This is a genomic window from Photorhabdus hainanensis, assembly GCF_018448965.1.
In the GTDB taxonomy this organism is placed as follows: Bacteria; Pseudomonadota; Gammaproteobacteria; order Enterobacterales; family Enterobacteriaceae; genus Photorhabdus; species Photorhabdus akhurstii.
Map to the genome: position 1 here is coordinate 1 of NZ_RCWD01000046.1, position 18949 is coordinate 18949.

17 protein-coding genes are annotated in these 18949 nt (G+C 40.0%); 3 read left to right on the forward strand and 14 right to left on the reverse strand.

The genetic code is table 11. From position 1 onward, the window contains the following. A partial coding sequence (locus EAE92_RS20830) for a transposase (RefSeq protein WP_214066812.1) occupies positions 1 to 240 on the forward strand: 240 nt, incomplete at its 5' end. Between the two features lie 90 nt (positions 241 to 330). On the opposite strand, the gene EAE92_RS20835 is transcribed toward EAE92_RS20830, so the two are convergent. Both EAE92_RS20835 and EAE92_RS20840 read right to left on the reverse strand, forming a co-directional pair. Further along, positions 331 to 1725: a DUF6973 domain-containing protein gene (locus EAE92_RS20835; protein ID WP_051560903.1), complete on the reverse strand. Its 1395-nt coding sequence runs from the start codon at positions 1723 to 1725 to the stop codon at positions 331 to 333. Positions 1726 to 2264: 539 nt separating this feature from the next. After that, positions 2265 to 2456, reverse strand: a complete 192-nt coding sequence (locus tag EAE92_RS20840) for a hypothetical protein (RefSeq protein ID WP_011144706.1) — start codon at positions 2454 to 2456, stop codon at positions 2265 to 2267. A gap of 150 nt (positions 2457 to 2606) precedes the next feature. Between EAE92_RS20840 and yhjD the strand changes: the two genes are divergently transcribed. Beyond that, complete coding sequence (gene yhjD / locus EAE92_RS20845; protein WP_214069456.1) at positions 2607 to 3599, forward strand: inner membrane protein YhjD; 993 nt, start codon at positions 2607 to 2609, stop codon at positions 3597 to 3599. A gap of 53 nt (positions 3600 to 3652) precedes the next feature. Continuing rightward, a complete protein-coding gene (locus tag EAE92_RS20850; protein ID WP_046395265.1) occupies positions 3653 to 3859 on the forward strand; it encodes a 2-hydroxymuconate tautomerase family protein in 207 nt (68 codons plus the stop codon). Between the two features lie 42 nt (positions 3860 to 3901). On the opposite strand, the gene EAE92_RS20855 is transcribed toward EAE92_RS20850, so the two are convergent. From EAE92_RS20855 to EAE92_RS20910, 12 genes are all read right to left on the reverse strand, one after another. Next, the gene (locus tag EAE92_RS20855) at positions 3902 to 5392 is read right to left on the reverse strand and encodes an insulinase family protein (RefSeq protein ID WP_214069457.1); all 1491 of its coding nucleotides are present in this window, start codon (positions 5390 to 5392) and stop codon (positions 3902 to 3904) included. A 178-nt stretch (positions 5393 to 5570) separates the two neighbouring features. Then, positions 5571 to 6278, reverse strand: coding sequence for a HAMP domain-containing protein (locus tag EAE92_RS20860; protein WP_036779816.1), 708 nt, complete (start codon positions 6276 to 6278; stop codon positions 5571 to 5573). Between the two features lie 234 nt (positions 6279 to 6512). Beyond that, positions 6513 to 7532 carry a dipeptide ABC transporter ATP-binding subunit DppF gene (gene dppF, locus EAE92_RS20865; RefSeq protein ID WP_214069458.1) on the reverse strand — a complete coding sequence of 340 codons (1020 nt, stop codon included), beginning with the start codon at positions 7530 to 7532 and terminating at the stop codon, positions 6513 to 6515. Next, positions 7529 to 8509, reverse strand: a complete 981-nt coding sequence (gene dppD / locus EAE92_RS20870; protein WP_214069459.1) for a dipeptide ABC transporter ATP-binding protein — start codon at positions 8507 to 8509, stop codon at positions 7529 to 7531. The genes dppF and dppD overlap by 4 nt, the downstream gene beginning before the upstream one ends. Before the next feature lie 12 nt (positions 8510 to 8521). Continuing rightward, complete coding sequence (gene dppC, locus EAE92_RS20875) at positions 8522 to 9421, reverse strand: dipeptide ABC transporter permease DppC (protein ID WP_046395273.1); 900 nt, start codon at positions 9419 to 9421, stop codon at positions 8522 to 8524. A gap of 10 nt (positions 9422 to 9431) precedes the next feature. Next, on the reverse strand, positions 9432 to 10451 hold the full coding sequence (gene dppB, locus EAE92_RS20880) for a dipeptide ABC transporter permease DppB (RefSeq protein ID WP_036814325.1): 1020 nt from the start codon (positions 10449 to 10451) through the stop codon (positions 9432 to 9434). 226 nt (positions 10452 to 10677) lie between these two features. After that, entirely contained in the window at positions 10678 to 12288 is a 1611-nt protein-coding gene (dppA, locus tag EAE92_RS20885) for a dipeptide ABC transporter periplasmic-binding protein DppA (protein WP_046395274.1), read from the reverse strand. Positions 12289 to 12916: 628 nt separating this feature from the next. Further along, positions 12917 to 14164 (reverse strand): ATP-grasp domain-containing protein, encoded by a 1248-nt coding sequence (locus EAE92_RS20890; protein ID WP_214069460.1) that lies wholly within the window; start codon positions 14162 to 14164, stop codon positions 12917 to 12919. A gap of 11 nt (positions 14165 to 14175) precedes the next feature. Next, positions 14176 to 15096, reverse strand: coding sequence for a DMT family transporter (locus tag EAE92_RS20895; RefSeq protein ID WP_214069461.1), 921 nt, complete (start codon positions 15094 to 15096; stop codon positions 14176 to 14178). 103 nt (positions 15097 to 15199) lie between these two features. Further along, positions 15200 to 15763, reverse strand: a complete 564-nt coding sequence (locus tag EAE92_RS20900; RefSeq protein WP_046395277.1) for a phosphoribosyltransferase family protein — start codon at positions 15761 to 15763, stop codon at positions 15200 to 15202. Positions 15764 to 15765: 2 nt separating this feature from the next. Beyond that, the gene (locus EAE92_RS20905) at positions 15766 to 16707 is read right to left on the reverse strand and encodes a pyridoxal-phosphate dependent enzyme (RefSeq protein ID WP_082302261.1); all 942 of its coding nucleotides are present in this window, start codon (positions 16705 to 16707) and stop codon (positions 15766 to 15768) included. A gap of 446 nt (positions 16708 to 17153) precedes the next feature. Further along, entirely contained in the window at positions 17154 to 18074 is a 921-nt protein-coding gene (locus EAE92_RS20910) for a DMT family transporter (protein WP_105396514.1), read from the reverse strand. Between the last annotated feature and the right edge of the window lie 875 nt (positions 18075 to 18949).

An 18949-nucleotide genomic window follows, 5' to 3' on the forward strand; every position in this document is an offset into this window, starting at 1 on the left:
AGTGTTAAGCTTCCTTATTTTCAGTGGGTTAACACAATGATAAGTAATGTAAAAAATTCGATACGCGGAACATATCATTCGATTAGCAAAAAGTATTTACCTCGTTATCTTGCCGAATTCTGTTTCAGGTTCAATTGGCGCTTTAACCTTAAAAAAACATTCGAACAGCTTATTTATTCATGTATCCGGGCAGCACCTATACCTGAGTATTTACTCAAGCTAGCTGAGATTCGATGGTAATCAGGTAATTTTTTCTGCTTTTAACACAAAACCTCAGATCTTCATCTGAGGTTTTGTATTAGCTATTATTTTTCAATAAGTTATACTGTTTTATTTGCCGTTTTCATCAAGGCTTTCAAATACAGACTTCATATAAGCGTATTGTACATCGGAAATTTTTTCTTTAACAACTTCATAACCATGAGCATTCTTAACGGCAACATATAACCCTTCTTTATGAAATTTTTCTAATGCGATGAGCGCTAACATTTTCATTGATGTTGTATTTGAGCTCAACCCAATATGGCGGCCTATTTGGTTATTAAGTAAATCAATAGTCTGATCAGCATCATTGAGAACTACAAATTGCCGGATATTCAGATCAACCCGAGGGTCAACTTCATGTGCATCACCTGCATGTTTAGCAATTTTTTCCCCATATCTGGCTGACAGAGTAGCCTGCCAAATAGTATGTCGAAAAGCATTCACCTGCGTTCCTTCACCCTGCATGTCCTTGAGTTGAGTGAATCCCCCTTTTTTCTCATCACCTTGGGTTGCAAAGCGCACTGCATTGGTGGTGATATTTGTCGAACCCTGACTAAAAAGGCCAATTTCGAACGCTTCTTTCGGGTACAACTTGGCAAAAATTAATTGCTTCACCGAAGGCGGAATTGCTGTGTTTTGACCGTCATGAATAGCTTCATTAATTTCTATTCTTGATTTTTCAAGATCTTCTTTAATTCTTTTTAATCGAGCGACTTCTGTAGTGAGCGCTCTACTTAATTTAGCTTTCATTTCCTTATAATACAAAAACAAATTTCTAACAGCTCTTCGATATTTATTTCCAATCTCATTCCAAAAATCATCAGACTTTTTAATCTCACTATTTAAAAAATCATCTAAATTCTTCTGGGAATTAATCACTACCCTAGATGTCAATTTAATTATGCCCACATTTGTCGTATGTTTCTTATCGTAAGGGTACTTATTAGCATCAATTAACGTTAATCCTTCAGGTGTATTGTTAATAATATTAAGTGCTTTATTCACTGATTCAATTGCTTTTTCAGATTTGGATTTTTGAAATTCTGAGATGTAACGTTGATATAAAACTAGTTCTTCAAGCGTCATACCCGCTAAATTTTTTGTCGCTTCTTGAGGGGTCTTATTAGTTAATGCTTTCTGTTCAGTAATAATGCTTTCTAATTTAGCCTTTTGTTCATGCGTAAAACCAGGAATAGCATTGATAATATTGTCAGCTCTTATCGAATCGACTTTAATATTAAAATCGCCAAAATTGATGAAAGGAATATCAAAGTTTCTTTCAGCACCAGAAATGGCACCTGCCCCCCAATTAATCGGCACATCTATAAAATCTGCCAATCCTGAGGCAGTTATGTGGCCCTGAGTAATTGAAGTTACACGCCCTTCAAAGTGAAATTTATAACCATCACTGCCAGGGATAGTAACGTTAATAGGCGGAAAGTTCAGAGGAGAAATTTTCATAATATGTTCCTTATAGAATATAATTGCAAAAATAATTATCTAGATTACACCTAGCGTTTCACGTAATCGTGTCGAGTGAGTTATTATATTATTTTTGCAAAAATGGTTATTCCGACACAGTGCTATTATAGATTTTATTATCTATTTTAATAGCAAGTTTTTTTGTATTACTACTGTTACAAAACTAGGAGAATCGTATGAATAATTAAATATTATCCACACGCAAAAACCCCGCTTATAATACTTACTCCAAAAGTTGAGTTTCCATCCAAATTCGTTTATGTTTCATCCTCATATTTAATTTTTTTTGGTTTATTTTTTCAGCTTATTTAGATGTGATTGTACTTTATGATCCCATATATATTAGTAATTTTTGTCTTGAGTTGTCTGAATAATTTTTTATATTAAGCTTCGCTCATTTTGGGATATGGGTACTATAATTGGCGTAACTCAGTCCTTTTAGTGATTTTTGGCGATTGATCAGAACGCCAAAATTGGACTAAGCTCCCTTCAAGGAATCTATTATTTTGAAAAATTATTTAAATTTCTTGATATAATGTTACATAATACATTTGCCTATAAATCGGCTGAGATAAATAAACATCATCAAACTCATGTTTATCATGCAGTACTTTGTCCCTTTCAGCCTTAGCTATTTCATGTTGTAGAATAATAGCTACTTCACTTTTATTTAATTTCTCAGAAAGAATTAATGGAAGATTAAATTTCACCCAAGACTATCGCCTGGAAAATCTTTCCTCGTTGGGCTGGTGGCCTATCACTTTGACAAGTGACCTAGATTTGACAACGGAATCATCTCGTAGAAACATGGCATGATGAGATTACTCATATTCAAGCAAGGTAACTATTTGAGGCTATACATGCCAAAGCGCACAGAAAAACAGGAAACAGCCCAACATCAGCCGAAAAGGTTATCCAGAACACCTTTGGAGAAGGGCATTCATCACGGTAAAAAAGCGATTTCCCTGACAGTCAGAGTAGGAAATTATATCCGCAATATTCCTATTATTGCCCACTTTATCCGGGCAACGCTGCGTTTTAATGATCGGATGGGTAATCAGTTTGGCGCCGCAATAACGTATTTTTCCTTCTTATCACTTATTCCCATTCTGATGCTCTCTTTTGCCATTGCCGGTTTTATTCTGGCCTCTAATCCCGATTTATTGGCAAAACTGATTAATGGTATCGCCAACAGTATTAGTGATCCGACTCTTGCCAATACGCTGAAAAATAGTGTCGATACAGCAATTAAACAACGTACTACCGTGGGATTAACCGGTTTGGCAATTGCGCTGTATTCCGGTGTGAATTGGGTCAGTAATTTACGTCAGGCTATTCTTGCCCAGTTCCATCCTGTCTGGGTGAGAAATCAGGAAGATAATGAGAAAATCTATTTTAAATATCTTCGTGATTCTATTTCTCTGATCGGGCTATTATTAGCGCTGGTCATCACGCTATCACTGACCTCTATCGCAGGCTCCGCCCAAGCAACCATTGTCAAGATGTTAGGGTTAGATGGCATTGAATGGCTTCGTCCATCCTGGTTCTTGATTGGATTAGCCATTTCTATTTCAGCTAATTATCTGCTTTTCCTATGGCTATTTTGGGTGCTGCCTCGCCACCAGCCAGAACGCAAGGCACTATTAAAAGGGACATTGATGTCAGCAATAGGCTTTGAAGCGCTCAAATATATTATGACCATGACGTTACCACGCCTCGCCAATTCCCCTTCTGGCGCCGCATTTGGCTCTGTTATCGGCCTGATGACATTTTTCTATCTCTTTGCCCGCTTAACGTTATTCTGCGCTGCCTGGATAGCTACTGCGGATAATAATCATAAAAATACCGAATAAATGTGCCCCGGCAGAACGATCTGCCAATAATAACCGATGAAAAGGAGCTGTTTATGCCGTTTGTTAATATCAGAATTACCCGTGAAGGTGCTACCGCAGAACAAAAGAAGCAATTAATTGAAGGAGCCACTCAGTTACTGGTCGATGTATTAGGAAAAAATCCGGCGACAACTTTTGTCATTATTGATGAAGTCGATACTGATAATTGGGGCATCGGCGGTAAGAATGTGACTGAACTTAGAGCTGAGGCTAAAAAGTAGTCTCCAATGATGAAGGGCGGTATTGCCCGCCCTTTTACCGCTTTAAGACGCTTTTGCATCAGGTTTAGGTATCGGTGGTTGTGCCGGAATATCAACTTTATCCTGATGTGGCGTCAACGACATAATCTGATTAAAGCTGTTTCTTAACTGATCGACATCCATCTCCGCTTCCCCTTTCGGTTGAATCAGAATAAATGCAACCTCTTGTGAAAGGATCTGTTTCAACTCACGATTAAGCATTTCAGGGGTCAAGGAAGCTAAAAATGCTTGTCTCAAACGCTGATACTGCTCAGGAGCGATATCCACCACATTGCTCTGTTGGGACAAAAGACGCTGATTAATCAGAATATCCGTGCTGGTATGACCATACATGGCAAACAACTGGCTGAGTTGTGCTTGTTTTTGCGCATATAGCTCATCAAATTGTCCCTTCGGCAATCCTTTATCCCGTAGTGTGGCCAATTCAGCCGCCAGATACTCCATTGCAGGTTTCAGATTACCTGCCGCCGTGTTGAGATTCAGGGCGCAACTCGCACGATGATACTGGACTTTACAATCCAACCCCAGTTTCAACGCCTTATCGTTTTTTCTTTCCAGCCCAAGTTGCAGATAGCGATAAAGTGCCTCGCGGGTAATATCACTGATCCAATAGTGATTAAGCACATGCGAATCATTAATCGGCTGCCAATTGAGATCCCAAATCAAGGATAAAGTATCTTCCTTCTTTTTATCGCTGATAATCCCTATGGTCTCCGGTTTCATTGGTGACAACGCTGCAATGGTGGCCGGAGTATGGCGTTTACCTTTCAATGATGAAAACGCTTGGCTGATATTTTCCGGCAGAGTACGGCTATCCACATGACCCGCAACGTATAACGTCATCATGTCAGGGGTATACCACTGCCGGTAAAACTGCTTAAGTTTCTCCAAATCAATAGGTTGAGGCGCATTTTGCGCCGGATCGTGCCCTAACAGCGTTGAACCTTTCAAACGTCTACGCCACACGGGATCTTGTATATCCGGTGGATAGGTTGCGACGGATGTATTAGCCATTTTCATGGCATGTTGTAGAGTCTCAGGTGTAAATACCGCCTTGCCCGCTGCGTCAGCCAACCAGTTCAACGCGTCTTTTAGTAGTTCAGGCTGATTATGTGGCAAGCTCAAGCTATAAAGTGTGAAATCATATGAAACAATAGCTGGAGGCAGTGGGTATTTTGGATCAATAGCGCTGTTCCATAACTGGTCTAATTTGGTGGAAGATAAACTTTTGCTACTAAAAAGCACGACTTTCGGAATCAACCAGGTATAACCCGCCTGTTGGGTTTTCTCCGCCAGCGACCCTGTTTTCACAACAAGGCGCAACTGTATTCTGTCGTTAGGACGTTGCGGTGTCTGCAAGATTTGCCAGTTAAAACCGTTTTCCAGTTTACCTTGTTTCCAGGCAGGGTCAGGCTGCAAGGCTTCCGCCTGCGTCTGGCCCGCAATTGCCAGCATTATCCCACCAATAAAATAACGAATTTTCGTACCCTGCATGTGAACCCCTATAGATGTCTATCCTTGGTTTTAGCCTTCGAAGATTTAACCATTGATGACAGAATATGTTCCCTTCAACCAATAATAACGGTAGAAAAAGCAAAAACCTGAATTTTAGCAGGCGAAATCCTGTCAGGATTATAACTGAGGATTAGACCTCAGACCGCCACGGATGGTTTCATGATGACGGAGGTTTATGCTTATCAAATTGACGATTATATCCTCTGATCAGCATACCCAATTCATCATCCTGATGGTATTTAGGGCAAGCCATTGGCTCTGATGGTTGATCGTTATTAAGATCCCGTGCAATGTCACGTAATGGGTGCACAATAATCCGGTTAATACACCAGCTTATCGACACCGTAAGGATAAGGGCCAGTAATAAATAAGTTGTCAGCATCAGCGCCAACGTATTAATAGCAAAACGATATACTCGATTGGAATCCACTTGCAAAATCAGATGCCCTAGCGGTTTAGCTCCTGTCGATACTGAACCATAAACATGAAGAGGAATACTCACTTCCACAGGGATGCCAAAAACTCGTTTAGCCAGTTCAGGGATTGGACGATGGGTAGCAAAGCTCAATCGTATCACCCGGATATCCTCCGGCAACACCACATCCGCCCGTCCTAAGATACCTACCGTACGCAGCCCTATCAGCAACTCTTTTGCTTTACTGAGATCTGAATTAAGTAGTGCTTCCGTTAAAGGCGCCTGTACCTGAACTGCCGCATTATTAAGCTGGCTGATATAATCATCTTTACGTTGCTGTATAAAATGACACAATTGAATCGTAATAAAAATAGCAATGGTCACCAACGTGACGCCGGTCACTGCGGCCATCTGTTTAATAGTTAACGAACGTTTGACGCGCAATTTCATTTTCACTTAAACCAATGCCTGTGGATATCGCAGTTATAACACGTGATCAATGGAATTGAGTATACTTGATTTTATCGCTAACGACCCTGTTTCACTTATCCAAGTCGTTATTTTCCTGAAATAATTGCCTTTGGTAACGATCAATGGTTATCAGAAATATAAGTAAATATTTAAATGGTGATAATAGCTAACCCATTATCACCAAAGATGTTTTATTAAATAATTGCCAACCAATTATTCCACTGCAACATTTTCATCCTGATCAACCGCAAAACAGGCGATCAATTGATTACCATATTGATTCAGTTTTGGCTGACGCTGAGTACAAATGCTAAGCGCCCGGCGGCAACGCGCTGCAAACGCACAACCGGGTGGTGGATTCATTGGGCTTGGCAATTCGCCTGTCAATTTTATCCGTTCACGGCGTAATTCAGGATTTAGCCTTGGCGTTGCTGATAATAACGCCTGTGTATAGGGGTGACGTGGATGACTGAAAATCATCTCTTTACTGCCTTTTTCCACACAACGACCAAGGTACATCACCATCACTTCATCAGCGATATGTTCAACCACCGATAAATCATGGGAAATAAAAACATAAGAGAGTCCCAGCTCTTGCTGCAAATCCATCATCAGGTTTAACACTTGCGCCCGCACCGAGACATCCAATGCGGAAACCGGTTCATCCGCAATCACCACATCCGGGTCCAACATCAGACCACGGGCAATCGCAATCCGTTGGCGTTGGCCACCAGAGAACATGTGCGGATAACGGCTGTAGTGTTCAGTTTTTAGCCCCACTTTATCCATCATCTGCAACACTTTCTCTTTACGTTCCTGTGCGCTCAACTTGGTATTGATCCGCAGAGGTTCCTCCAGGATCTGACCCACTTTCTTACGCGGATTAAGTGAACCATAAGGATTTTGAAACACAATCTGGATTTTCTGACGACGTAGCTTTTCAGCGTCTTTATCTGGCACCAACAGATCTTGCCCCTGATAATAAAGCTCCCCGTCAGTCGGCTTTTCAATCATCGTCAGCAATCGCCCCAGCGTGGATTTACCACACCCCGATTCCCCCACAACTGCCAGCGTTTTTCCCTTTTCCAGTTCGAAAGAGATGCCATCCAACGCTTTTACCGTTCTAGCAGGCGAAAAGAGCCCTCCTTTAATCGGATAATATTTTTTCAGATCTGTCGCTTTTAATAACGGCACAGTGGATATTTGCTGCGCCGGATAAAGATACTCACTCATACTGTCGGCCTCCCCGCATCATCCAACGGTATATGGCATTTCACCTGACGTTCCCCCACCGTTCTTAATTCCGGTTCCACCTGACGACAATGGTCATTTGCATATGGACAACGTGGATTCAGTAAGCAACCAACAGGCCGGTCATATTTCCCCGGCACAACGCCCGGTAGAGAAGCAAGACGGGATTTATCCGTGGCAAATTCAGGTAATGCCCGGAGCAACGCCTGAGTATAAGGATGGCGTGGCGCACGGAAGATCTCCGATGCTTTACCCGATTCCACCACCTGCCCGGCATACATCACGATAATGTGATGAGCGGCTTCCGCCACTAATGCTAAGTCATGAGTGATTAATATCAGCGCCATATTTTCCCGCTGTTGCAACTCCAACAACAGTTCAATCACTTGCGCCTGGATGGTGACATCCAAAGCCGTTGTTGGTTCATCAGCAATCAGTAATTTGGGCCGACAAGCAATCGCCATTGCGATCATCACCCGTTGACTCATACCACCGGATAATTGATGCGGATATACATCCAGACGCGATGCAGGATCAGGGATACCCACCAAGGTCAATAGATCAATCGCCCGCTGGCGGCGAGTACGACGATTGCCGCCTTGATGCACTTTCAGCGCTTCCATAATCTGGAACCCAACGGTATAACAGGGATTCAAGCTGGTCATCGGATCTTGGAAGATCATTGCCACTTCCGCACCAACCAGTTGGCGGCGTTCTTGCTCGGAAATTTTGGTCAAATCACGCTGGTTAAATTCCAGTTTGTCAGCCATTACCTTGCCCGGATAATCAATCAATCCCATCACCGCCAATGAACTGACCGATTTACCAGAACCAGACTCTCCGACAATCCCGACAACCTGCCCTTGCTCAACTCGGTAACTGATGCGGTCAACGGCGCGGAACGGCGCCTCTTCGTCACCGAAGTGAACCGATAATTTTTCTACATTTAACAGTGCCATTTCGCTACCTCACTACTGCTTGAGTTTAGGATCAAGTGCATCACGCAAACCGTCACCCATCAGGTTAAATGCCAACACTGTCAGTAGAATCGCTATCCCAGGGAACGTCACTACCCACCAAGCACTTTGTGCAAATTGCAATACATCAGACAGCATTGTTCCCCATTCTGGCGTGGGTGGCTGCGCCCCCATCCCCAGAAAACCCAAAGCAGCCATATCAAGAATGGCATTAGAAAAACCCAGAGAAGCCTGCACAATCAGCGGCGCCAGACAGTTAGGCAGAATATTGATAAACATCTGACGCATGGAACCCGCTCCCGCCACCTGTGAAGCCGTCACATAGTCACGGTTAACTTCTACCAACACCGCAGCGCGAGTTAAACGGATGTAATGTGGCAGAGAGACAAAGGTCAACGCCAACGAAGCATTGACAATGGATGGCCCAAAGATCGCCACTAGCACCAAAGCCAGCAACAGGCTTGGCAATGCCAGCATAATATCAACGATACGCATGATGATAATATCCACCACACCACCGAAATAACCCGCCAGCACACCCAGAACCACCCCCATCAACAGGGATAGCACCACTACCAGACAACCTACCAGCAATGAAAGCCGAGCGCCGTACATCAAACGCGAAAGTAAATCGCGTCCAACATCATCAGTACCCAGAATAAATTGCCAACTTCCTCCGTCCTGCCATACCGGTGGTGTCAGCAAAGCATCACGGAACTGCTCAGACGCACTGTGTGGGGCAAGCACCCCCGCCAACAGAGCGACTAATAACATTAGTACAATATAAACCAGACCAACAACGGCCCCTTTATTGCGCTTAAAGTAATACCAGAACTCCTGCATCGGCGTCATAATCTTAGGCGCACTGCTTGCAGGCTCAGTTACTTGAGACATAATGCGCTCCCTATTTTTTATGCCGGATACGCGGGTTAACGATGCCGTATAGCAAGTCAACTATCAGGTTAACCAAGATGATCATGATCGCCACCAGTAATACGCCTCCCTGCACCACCGGATAATCCCGGCGTTGAAGGGCATCGATCAGCCAGCGTCCCAGCCCCGGCCAAGAGAAGATAGTTTCAGTCAGGATCGCACCCGCCAGCATAATGCCCACCTGCAAACCGATAACGGTTACAACCGGCAGCAATGCATTGCGAAGCGCATGGACCACAATCACACGGATACGACTCAAGCCTTTAGCGCGTGCAGTACGGATATAATCTTCACCTAGTACTTCCAACATGGAAGAGCGGGTCATACGCACAATCACCGCCAGTGGAATCGTCCCCAAGACAACGGCAGGCAAAATGATATGCATCACCGCATCTTTAAAATCACCGGCTTCACCCCAGAATAGGGTGTCGATTAGCATAAAACCCGTCAGCGGATAACTGTCATCAAGGAAAACACTGTCGCTTATTCGCCCGGATACCGGCGTCAGATCCAACTGGACAGAAACCAGCATAATCAACATGATCCCCCACCAGAAGATCGGCATGGAGTATCCAGTGAGAGAAAGTCCTATCGCAGTATGATCAAAAACAGAACCACGCTTTACCGCCGCCAGGACGCCAACGGGAATACCCACAGCAATAGCGAACAACATGGCGCATATCCCCAGTTCAAGCGTTGCCTTGAAACGGGGAACAAACTCCTCCCACACAGAGATACGACTTTTCATGGAGATACCCAGATCGCCATGTAACACATTACTGACATAATGAAAGTATTGCTGCCAAAGTGGTTTATCCAACCCCATTTCGGCCATTAGCTGAGCATAGCGCTCAGCAGATATTCCACGTTCCCCGGCCATAATGGTCACCGGATCGCCGGGGATCATATGGACAAAAGCAAAAGTCAGTAAAGTAATGCCAATAAACGTTGGGATTACCAACCCCAGACGTCGGAGTATGAACTGCAACATATCCCAAACTCTCTTTTTAAATGCCGGTTACAGCTCTCAGGCCGTTTGGCTTGATAAGGGGGAGGACTTTCCCCCTTTGGCTCACAATCTTTTGGCTCACAACGTAATAAACATCTTGCCTCTACTTTTCTTGTTAGTTTTCCACCAGTTATGATCGCTTGGAGAAAACCGCCATCTTCGGTTAGAAATCAGGAAGATGGCGTATCACAACAAAGTAAGAATAGGATTATTCGAGGGACACGGTATCGAAACGGTGTTTATTACCCAATGGCTCAACAACATAGCCTTTAACTTCTTTACGAATGGGTTCATAAACAACGGAATGAGCGATAATCAGCGCTGGAACCTGTTCGTGCATCACAACCTGTGCCTGTTTATAAAGCTCGACACGTTTGGCGTGATCAGAAGCTACGCGCGCGGGCTGAATGATGTCCTCAAATGGTTTGTAGCACCATTTAGAGTAGTTAGAACCCCGCTCTTTGGCCGCACAGCTAAATAGGGTTGCGAAGAAGTTATCTGGATCACCATTGTCCCCGGTCCACCCCATCATCACAATTTGATGCTCGCCGTCTTTAGCTCGTTTCAGATATTCGCCCCATTCATAGCTGACAATTTTGGCTTTCACACCAATTTTCGCCCAGTCAGCCTGGATCATTTCCGCCATACGACGAGCATTTGGGTTATACGGACGCTGTACCGGCATTGCCCACAGATCGATAGTAAAACCATCTCCTAAACCCGCTTCTTTGAGTAACTGTTTCGCTTTTTGCGGATCATATGGATAATCTTTAATGTTATCGTTGTAACCCCATATTGTCGGTGGAATCAGGTTTTTCGCTTTTTGACCTGCTCCTTGATAAACCGCCTCAACGATAGCGTCTTTATTGACCGCCATCGTCAACGCCTGACGGACTTTAAGATTATCCAATGGTTTTTTGGTGACATTGAACGAAACATAACCCACGTTCAAGCCCGGTTGTTCTAACAAGACAATATCTTTATCTTTCTTCATACGGGCAATATCCGCTGGATTTGGATATGGCATGATCTGACATTCATTTTTCTGTAGTTTTGCATAACGAACAGATGCATCAGGAGTAATAGAGAAGACCAACCGATCTACTTTCGCTTTATCACCCCAGTAGGATTTGAACGCTTTATATAGGATACGAGAATCTTTCTGATATTGAACCAACTGGAATGGGCCAGTACCGATTGGATTCAGATCGACTTTCTCCGGCGTACCGGCTTTCATCATTTTATCTGCATATTCCGCGGACATAATAGAGGCGAAATCCATCCCTATGTCAGCCAAGAACGGGGCTTCTGGACGGGTCAGTTCAAACCGGACAGTATAATCGTCAACTTTTACAATCTTATCGATCATCTCACTCATGCCCATGCCAATGAAATACTCATAGCTACCACCAGAGACTTTATGGTATGGGTGATTTTCATCTTTTTGACGCATGAAAGAGTAGATCACATCATCAGCATTAAAATCACGAGTGGGTTTGAACTCTTTATTCTCATGCCATTTAACGCCTTTGCGCAGATGGAAAGTATATGTCTTGCCATCATCACTAATATCCCATCTCTCCGCCAGCCCAGGTATGATTTCGGTGGTACCGGCTTTGAACTCAACCAAACGGTTATACAGCGGTACAGAGCTGGCATCATAGCTTGTACCGGCAGTGAATAATTGTGGACTAAAGCCTTCCGGTGAGCCTTCGGAACAGTAAACCAATGTTTTTGCCTGAACGCTGGCGGTTACTGCCAATGCAACTAAGCTGACCCCTAGCTTCAATAACTTCGCTCTTTTAGAGAAAGTAGTCATTTCTTGCACTCCATTTGTGATGTTGTTGTGTACAGCCAGAATCTGCACTTCCTGTCCGAAACTGCGCTGTTTAGGTTTTGTTTATTATTTTCAGCTTATCAATTAAACAACTGTTGTCTCTTGCGTCAATAAGATCTCAACAGATGTCACAAACAACAGGAAAACACAAAGGAAACTAATAATTAACATAGTTAGCACAAAAATATGACAAAGAACACATTTTATAGACAAAAAGACCATAAAAAGCACATAGCGATAGTACTAATCACTATTAACCTGGGCGCAAAATTTGTGGTTGTTTGATTAATTAGTAAACGATTATTTCACGAGAAAAGATGATAACTGGTATAAAATGCTGTGCGCCGAATAAAATCGGTACCTGAAAAGTTAATCCAATAAGTATAACATCAGTTATATAAATAAATACAAAAACCTGTTACTAGTTTATCTATTTCTACTTTCCATCACCTTGGGTTTCATTAACGGTTTACCGGTAAATTTAGATAATATCTAAACGACTAAATCTAGTCTTATCCATTTATAGTTTATAGCCGCCAGAGCCAGAAATTTACTAGAAAATATAACACATCTCTGGTTAGCGACCATTATTATTATCTGACATATAATTCTAAATAGGTTTCAAATACCCACCCAGTTCTTCCATTCTCCTAATTTTTTCGTAATCTTGCTGGATAACATTCTTATCATGATGAACTAAGTAAACTGTTCCAGGTTGGCTAAAAACATCTTTAGTTATTTCGATTTCATCACCTTCATCAACATAAAAAATAGCTTCACAAAAAGAGGGCAATTTCTTTAATTCTGCCATAAAATTATTAGCAGTAAATACGCCAGGACGATGATTAATCAAGCATACATTATAGGAATGATTAATCAGAGTATAAGCTTCTCTTTGTATAGCCTTATAGAAATTTTCTGGTTCAACAACAGACATGGCAGCAGCCCTAATTTGTCCTAAACCTGTTGTTAATTTTGCTATCGTCGGTCGTAATATTCCGTCTATTCTCGCGGCAATTTCAACAAGTTTTGGACCATCAGGTGTTAACATCACTTCCGCATGACTGGGGCCATTAAATATACCTAAAGCAATGACAACTTTTCTCGTATATTCTACTAAAACATTATATTCTGGATAAGAGGAATCGATAATGTCATCAATATCATAAATTATACTACCAGTATCAAGTTTGCGTTTCTTATATTTTACTACTTCGGTAATTAATTGGTGACGATTAAGCGACACCATATTAACGACATATTCAGTTCCGTTAAGAAACTCTTGTATTAAAACCTGATGATTACAAATATTAAGTTTATTATATTTTCCCAGTATTTTATGAAAAGCTTCCTTAGCAGAGTGCACATCTTTACAAATATAAACACCATCAGAGCCTGCACTCTCTAATGGCTTAAGTACCACAGGAAAATTATTAAAGGCTTTAATCCATTGTTCCGCAGCAGGCCAATCTGAAAATCTACCTTGCTCAGCCGCAGGAATTCCACATTTTTTCAGTGTATCAATCATCTCATATTTATTGCGCCTTGCAGACGTCTTAGCAAAATCATTTCTATAATTCAATTCAAAATGATTATTAAGCTCATCAGCAAGCGAAACACCACTTTCACTCCCGGCAATAATAAATTCAACTTCCTGTTTTTTAAGGAAGTTGACTGTATCTTCTATCGTGTCGTGAACATGGTGCTCTTGGTAGATTGAATAATCAAATCCTTTATAGTAATAACTATGTAAATCCGGTTTCGAAGCTATATGCAAGAGATAACACCCTTTCTCATACAGCGCTTTAGCCATAAATTTACCGGAAGAAAAACCATCTACAATAGCAACCTTTTTCATTTTATACCTCGTTATACCCTATTTGTCTTTTTTATCTTACTCACACCAAGAATAGTTAATAAAGAAACTATAACCGAAACTGCGATCAGACTTTCAACAGAAAACGCTATACGTGAGTCAAGATATTGAAAAAGAATCGTAAATACAGGTATTAACAAAAATAACAAAGAGACATGAAGCGGGGTAATGGCATTAATTGTTTTCTGTACGAGATAGATTGGAAGTAAATGCCCGACTATAACAAGAATCGACATTGGAAGAACCATCTCAATATCCAAGCTAAGAGAAACATCAGATATTGAAATATAACAAAATGAAAGTACTACCATTAAAATATTTCTAACAGACAATATCTCATATGTTTGCCATTTTTCCTTGAATAATTTCTTAGAAAAAATAGTGTATAATACTGTTCCTACAGCACTAAGTATCACACTAACAATACCAATAATCCTGTCCTGAATTGAGGTTGATGATAATCCACTATTTCCTAAGAATGAATTTACCAGCATCACACCTACCCCAATGAGAACTAACCAGGATATGACAACTTCCAATTTTTCTGTTTTTACCTCGCTTTTATCGATAAAAAATGAGAGGAGGATAGTTATCGCAGGACCGCAAGCCACTGAAGCGACACCCACTATTGCAGGCTCAAGAAAACGCAACGCAATGATTAATCCTCCCCAATTTAGTAAAATTGAGACATTAACAATTAACACCAATAAGGTGTTCCTGCGGACCTTCACGATTAATTGATCAATCCCTTTGCAAATACTGATCATCACAAACAACAAAGTAGATGATACAAAGCAATAAAAGATAACAATAGCTGAATTTATCGATTGCGTTAGATACGCAACAAACACATCAAATGCTGCACTGATGAGGCAAAAAACAACCCCATATACTACGCCATTATACGAATACATATATCACCTATCGTTCTTTTATTCTAAAAAGTAAATTTCCGACATTAGAGTCCTCTTATTATTGCAAATTCATCTTTAATCGTTATTGTCTTCATATTTGTTATTAATCAATAACCTTAACACTTTTATTATCAAGATAAATTTTCATAATCGTTTTCACCTCTATGCCCGTTTTATCTTTCACCTTATTTTTACCATTATTCTGGATTTTCTCTACCGCACAGATAACATCTTTAATCTCACCCCCTCTCTTTTGTACCGCTTCTATAAGGGATATCACCGCCCCTCCAGTACTTAACGTATCATCAATAATAGAGACGCGATCACCTGGCTCTATTCCATTGAGATACATTTTTCCTTCAAAATATTCAGAGCTGATCTGTACAACAGTATTATTCATCTCGTCCAAACAATAGGGATACCACCTAGCCATTGCTAATGGTATTCCTGTAAGGAGGGAGATAGCTGTTGCCAGTGGAGCGCCTTTATCTTCTTCTGTAACAATTTTATCTACTTTAAGATCCATTAATTGGATTATTCTATGAGCAACCTCGATCAAAACCTGGGGCCTCAACGCAGGTAATTGATCTGTAAATTCATTAACTGTTGTAAGTGCTCTCCCCGAATTAACAACCCTTGCGTTTTCATAAACATCTTCTAATAACATTTTCAATCTGCCTTATATTCAGGATAAATACCATCCCAACGACTTTTATATTTCCATGCACTATCAAAGAATAACGTAATGAATACTTTATTATGTACTTTTTGCAGCATCCTCTCACATACTAGTAAATTAGCACCACAAGTAGGTCCTATACCAAGATCATCACTTAATATAAATTCTTTCATTCTTTTCCATGCTTCATCCCCCTCTACTGTATATACTTCATCAACTAATTCTTGGACAGTGTTGACCGAAAGAACACCCGCGCCAAGCCCCATCAAATTATGATTATGATGTTCAAAATGAAGGCCGTTTCTCAGTGCATATAATGGCGCAGAACTATTTACTTCAATACCAATTGTTTTTATATTGCTATATTCTCTTTTTAATATTTCGGCAATTCCTGAGAAAGTTCCCCCTGTACCTATCGAGCAAATAAAATAATCTGGAATAAGATTATTTTCTTTTAATTCTTTGACGATCTCCTCTCCACATATATTCCAAGCTTCCTTATTTAAGGTTGTACCTGATTGGTCAAGAAAAAAGACATCATCTCCGCTTTCAGCACAATCTTTTGCTGCCGAAACAGCCCCATTCAGAAACAGTTCCTTTGGTGTCTCATAAATTTCTGCACCATAAGATCTTATTTGCTCTTTACGCTCATCTGTCATGCCTTCCGGCATAAATATCTTGACCTTATACCCTTTCTCTCTTCCTATCCATGCTAGTGCCGCCCCGCCATTGCCAGTCGAACAGTCGATCAATGTCATGCCTGGCCGTATCTTACCTTCTTTTTCTAATGTATTAACGATATGCAAAAATGTTCTATCTTTATGGCTGCCAGTAGGATTTCGATATTCACACTTCGAAAATACTCGATTACCGTTTATTCTAAACTTATCAAGTTCGAGTAAAATCGTGTTACCTATGTTATTTAATTTCACATTTACATTCCATTTGATGTTCATAGAAGATAATATTCATACACCATTCTTATGTTTTTTCAATCAAGTCATTTAATGAATGAGAGATATTTCTCAGATGGATAAATTAAGCCTTATTTATCATGAAATTAATAAAATCGAGGGGTAAGAATAAATACATTAAATATTATTAATAGTAATTAATTGTTATTTTTTTACTATGATATTATTAGTATATACGTAATTTACATATGGACTTTCTTGATTAATTGAGTAAGTTTATATAATAAAAACAACATGTTTACTCTAAAAGTAAACATGTCCATATTCCTTTAAATAATTCCTTATTTTCATCAGCACAAAAAGCAGCCTCATAGAAAAAGGGGTATCTTTGTAATTACACTATAAAATCATTAACCATAACCTTACCAAAAGAAAAATCATCTACAATAGCAGCCTTTTTCATTCTATACCCTATTTGTCTTTTTTATCTTACTCACCCCAAGAATGATTAATAAAGAAACTATAACCGAAGCTGCAATCAAACTTTCAACAGAAAACGCTATACGTGAATCAAGATATTGAAAAATGATCGTAAATACAGGTATTAGCAGAAATAACAAAGAGACATGAAGAGGGGTAATGGCATTAATTGTCTTTAATACCAGATAGATTGGAAGTAAATGTCCAACGATAACAAGAATCGACATCGGAAGAATCATATCGATATCTAAACTAAGAGAAACACTGGATACTGAAACATAAAAAAATGAAAGTACTACCATTAAAATACTTCTAACAGACAATATCTCATACGTTTGCCATTTCTCCTTGAATAATTTCTTAGAAAAAATAGTGTATAATACTGTTCCTATGGCGCCAAATATCACACTCACAATACCAATAATCCTGTCCTGAATTGAAGTTGATGATAATCCACTATTTCCCAAAAATGAATTTACCAGCATCACACCTACCCCAATGAGAACTAACCAGGATATGACAACTTCCAATTTTTCTGTTTTTGCTTCGTCCTTATCGATAAAAGATGAGAGAAGGATAGTGATTGCAGGGCCGCAAGCCACTGAAGCAACACCTACTATTGCAGGCTCAAGAAAGCGTAGCGCAATGATTAATCCTCCCCAATTTAATAAAATTGAGACATTAATAATCACCACCAATAAAACATTTTTGCGGATCTTTTCAATTAATTGATCAATCCCTTTGAAAATGCTTATCATCATAAATAATAAAGTAGATGATGTAAAACAATAGAAGATGACAATAGCTGAGTTTATTGATTGAGTTAAATACGCAACAAAAACATCAAATGCTGCACTGATGAGGCAGAAAATAACCCCATATATTACGCCACTATGTGAAGACATATATCACCTATGATTCTCTTATTCCAAAAAGTAAATTTCCGACATTGGATTCCTTTTGTTATTACGGATTCATATTTAATCTCACCTTTCCCACTATTTCCTTTCGAACAGTCAATCAATGTCATATTTGGCCGCATCTTACCTTCTTTTGCTAACATATTATCGATATGCAAAAACATCCTGTCTTTATGTCTACTTATAGAATTTTGATATTCACACTTCGAAAATACTCGATTGCCGTTTATTCTAAACTTATTAATTTCAAGTAAAACTGTGTTACCTATGTCATTTAATCTCACATTTATATTCCATTTGATGTTCATAGAAGATAATATTCATACACCATTCTTATGTTTTTTCAAACAAGTCATTTAATGAATGAGAGATATTTCTCAGATGGATAAATTAAATATCACGGATAGTAATTAAATGTTATTTTTTACTATGATATTATTAGTATATACGTAATTTTTCTACAGGATTACTGACACAAGAGATTAAATAGAACTCAAGTTAAATAGCATAATTTATATATGGATTTTTTAATTTATCAATAAAAGCTGATAAATTTACCAGAGAAAAATAGTTATATCTTCTTGCCATTATTCTAGCCATATAAACAGAATATCTGTCAATATACTCAAATAAAGTCGCCACATGACTAATATGGCGAAGCATGTTGACATAAAGTTAAAAATACAGCATTAGGTGTTGTTATCTGAACAACCTCCTTATTAAAGAATGCTATCTTGTCTCCAAGGATGACGATGCATTTTTGTACCCGATTTTCGTCTCACTTTCTCAACAGCAACCTGAATCGGTAAAAACTCATTTAACATCAATTCGTTGATCGATTCGAAATGGGGTTTATCTAA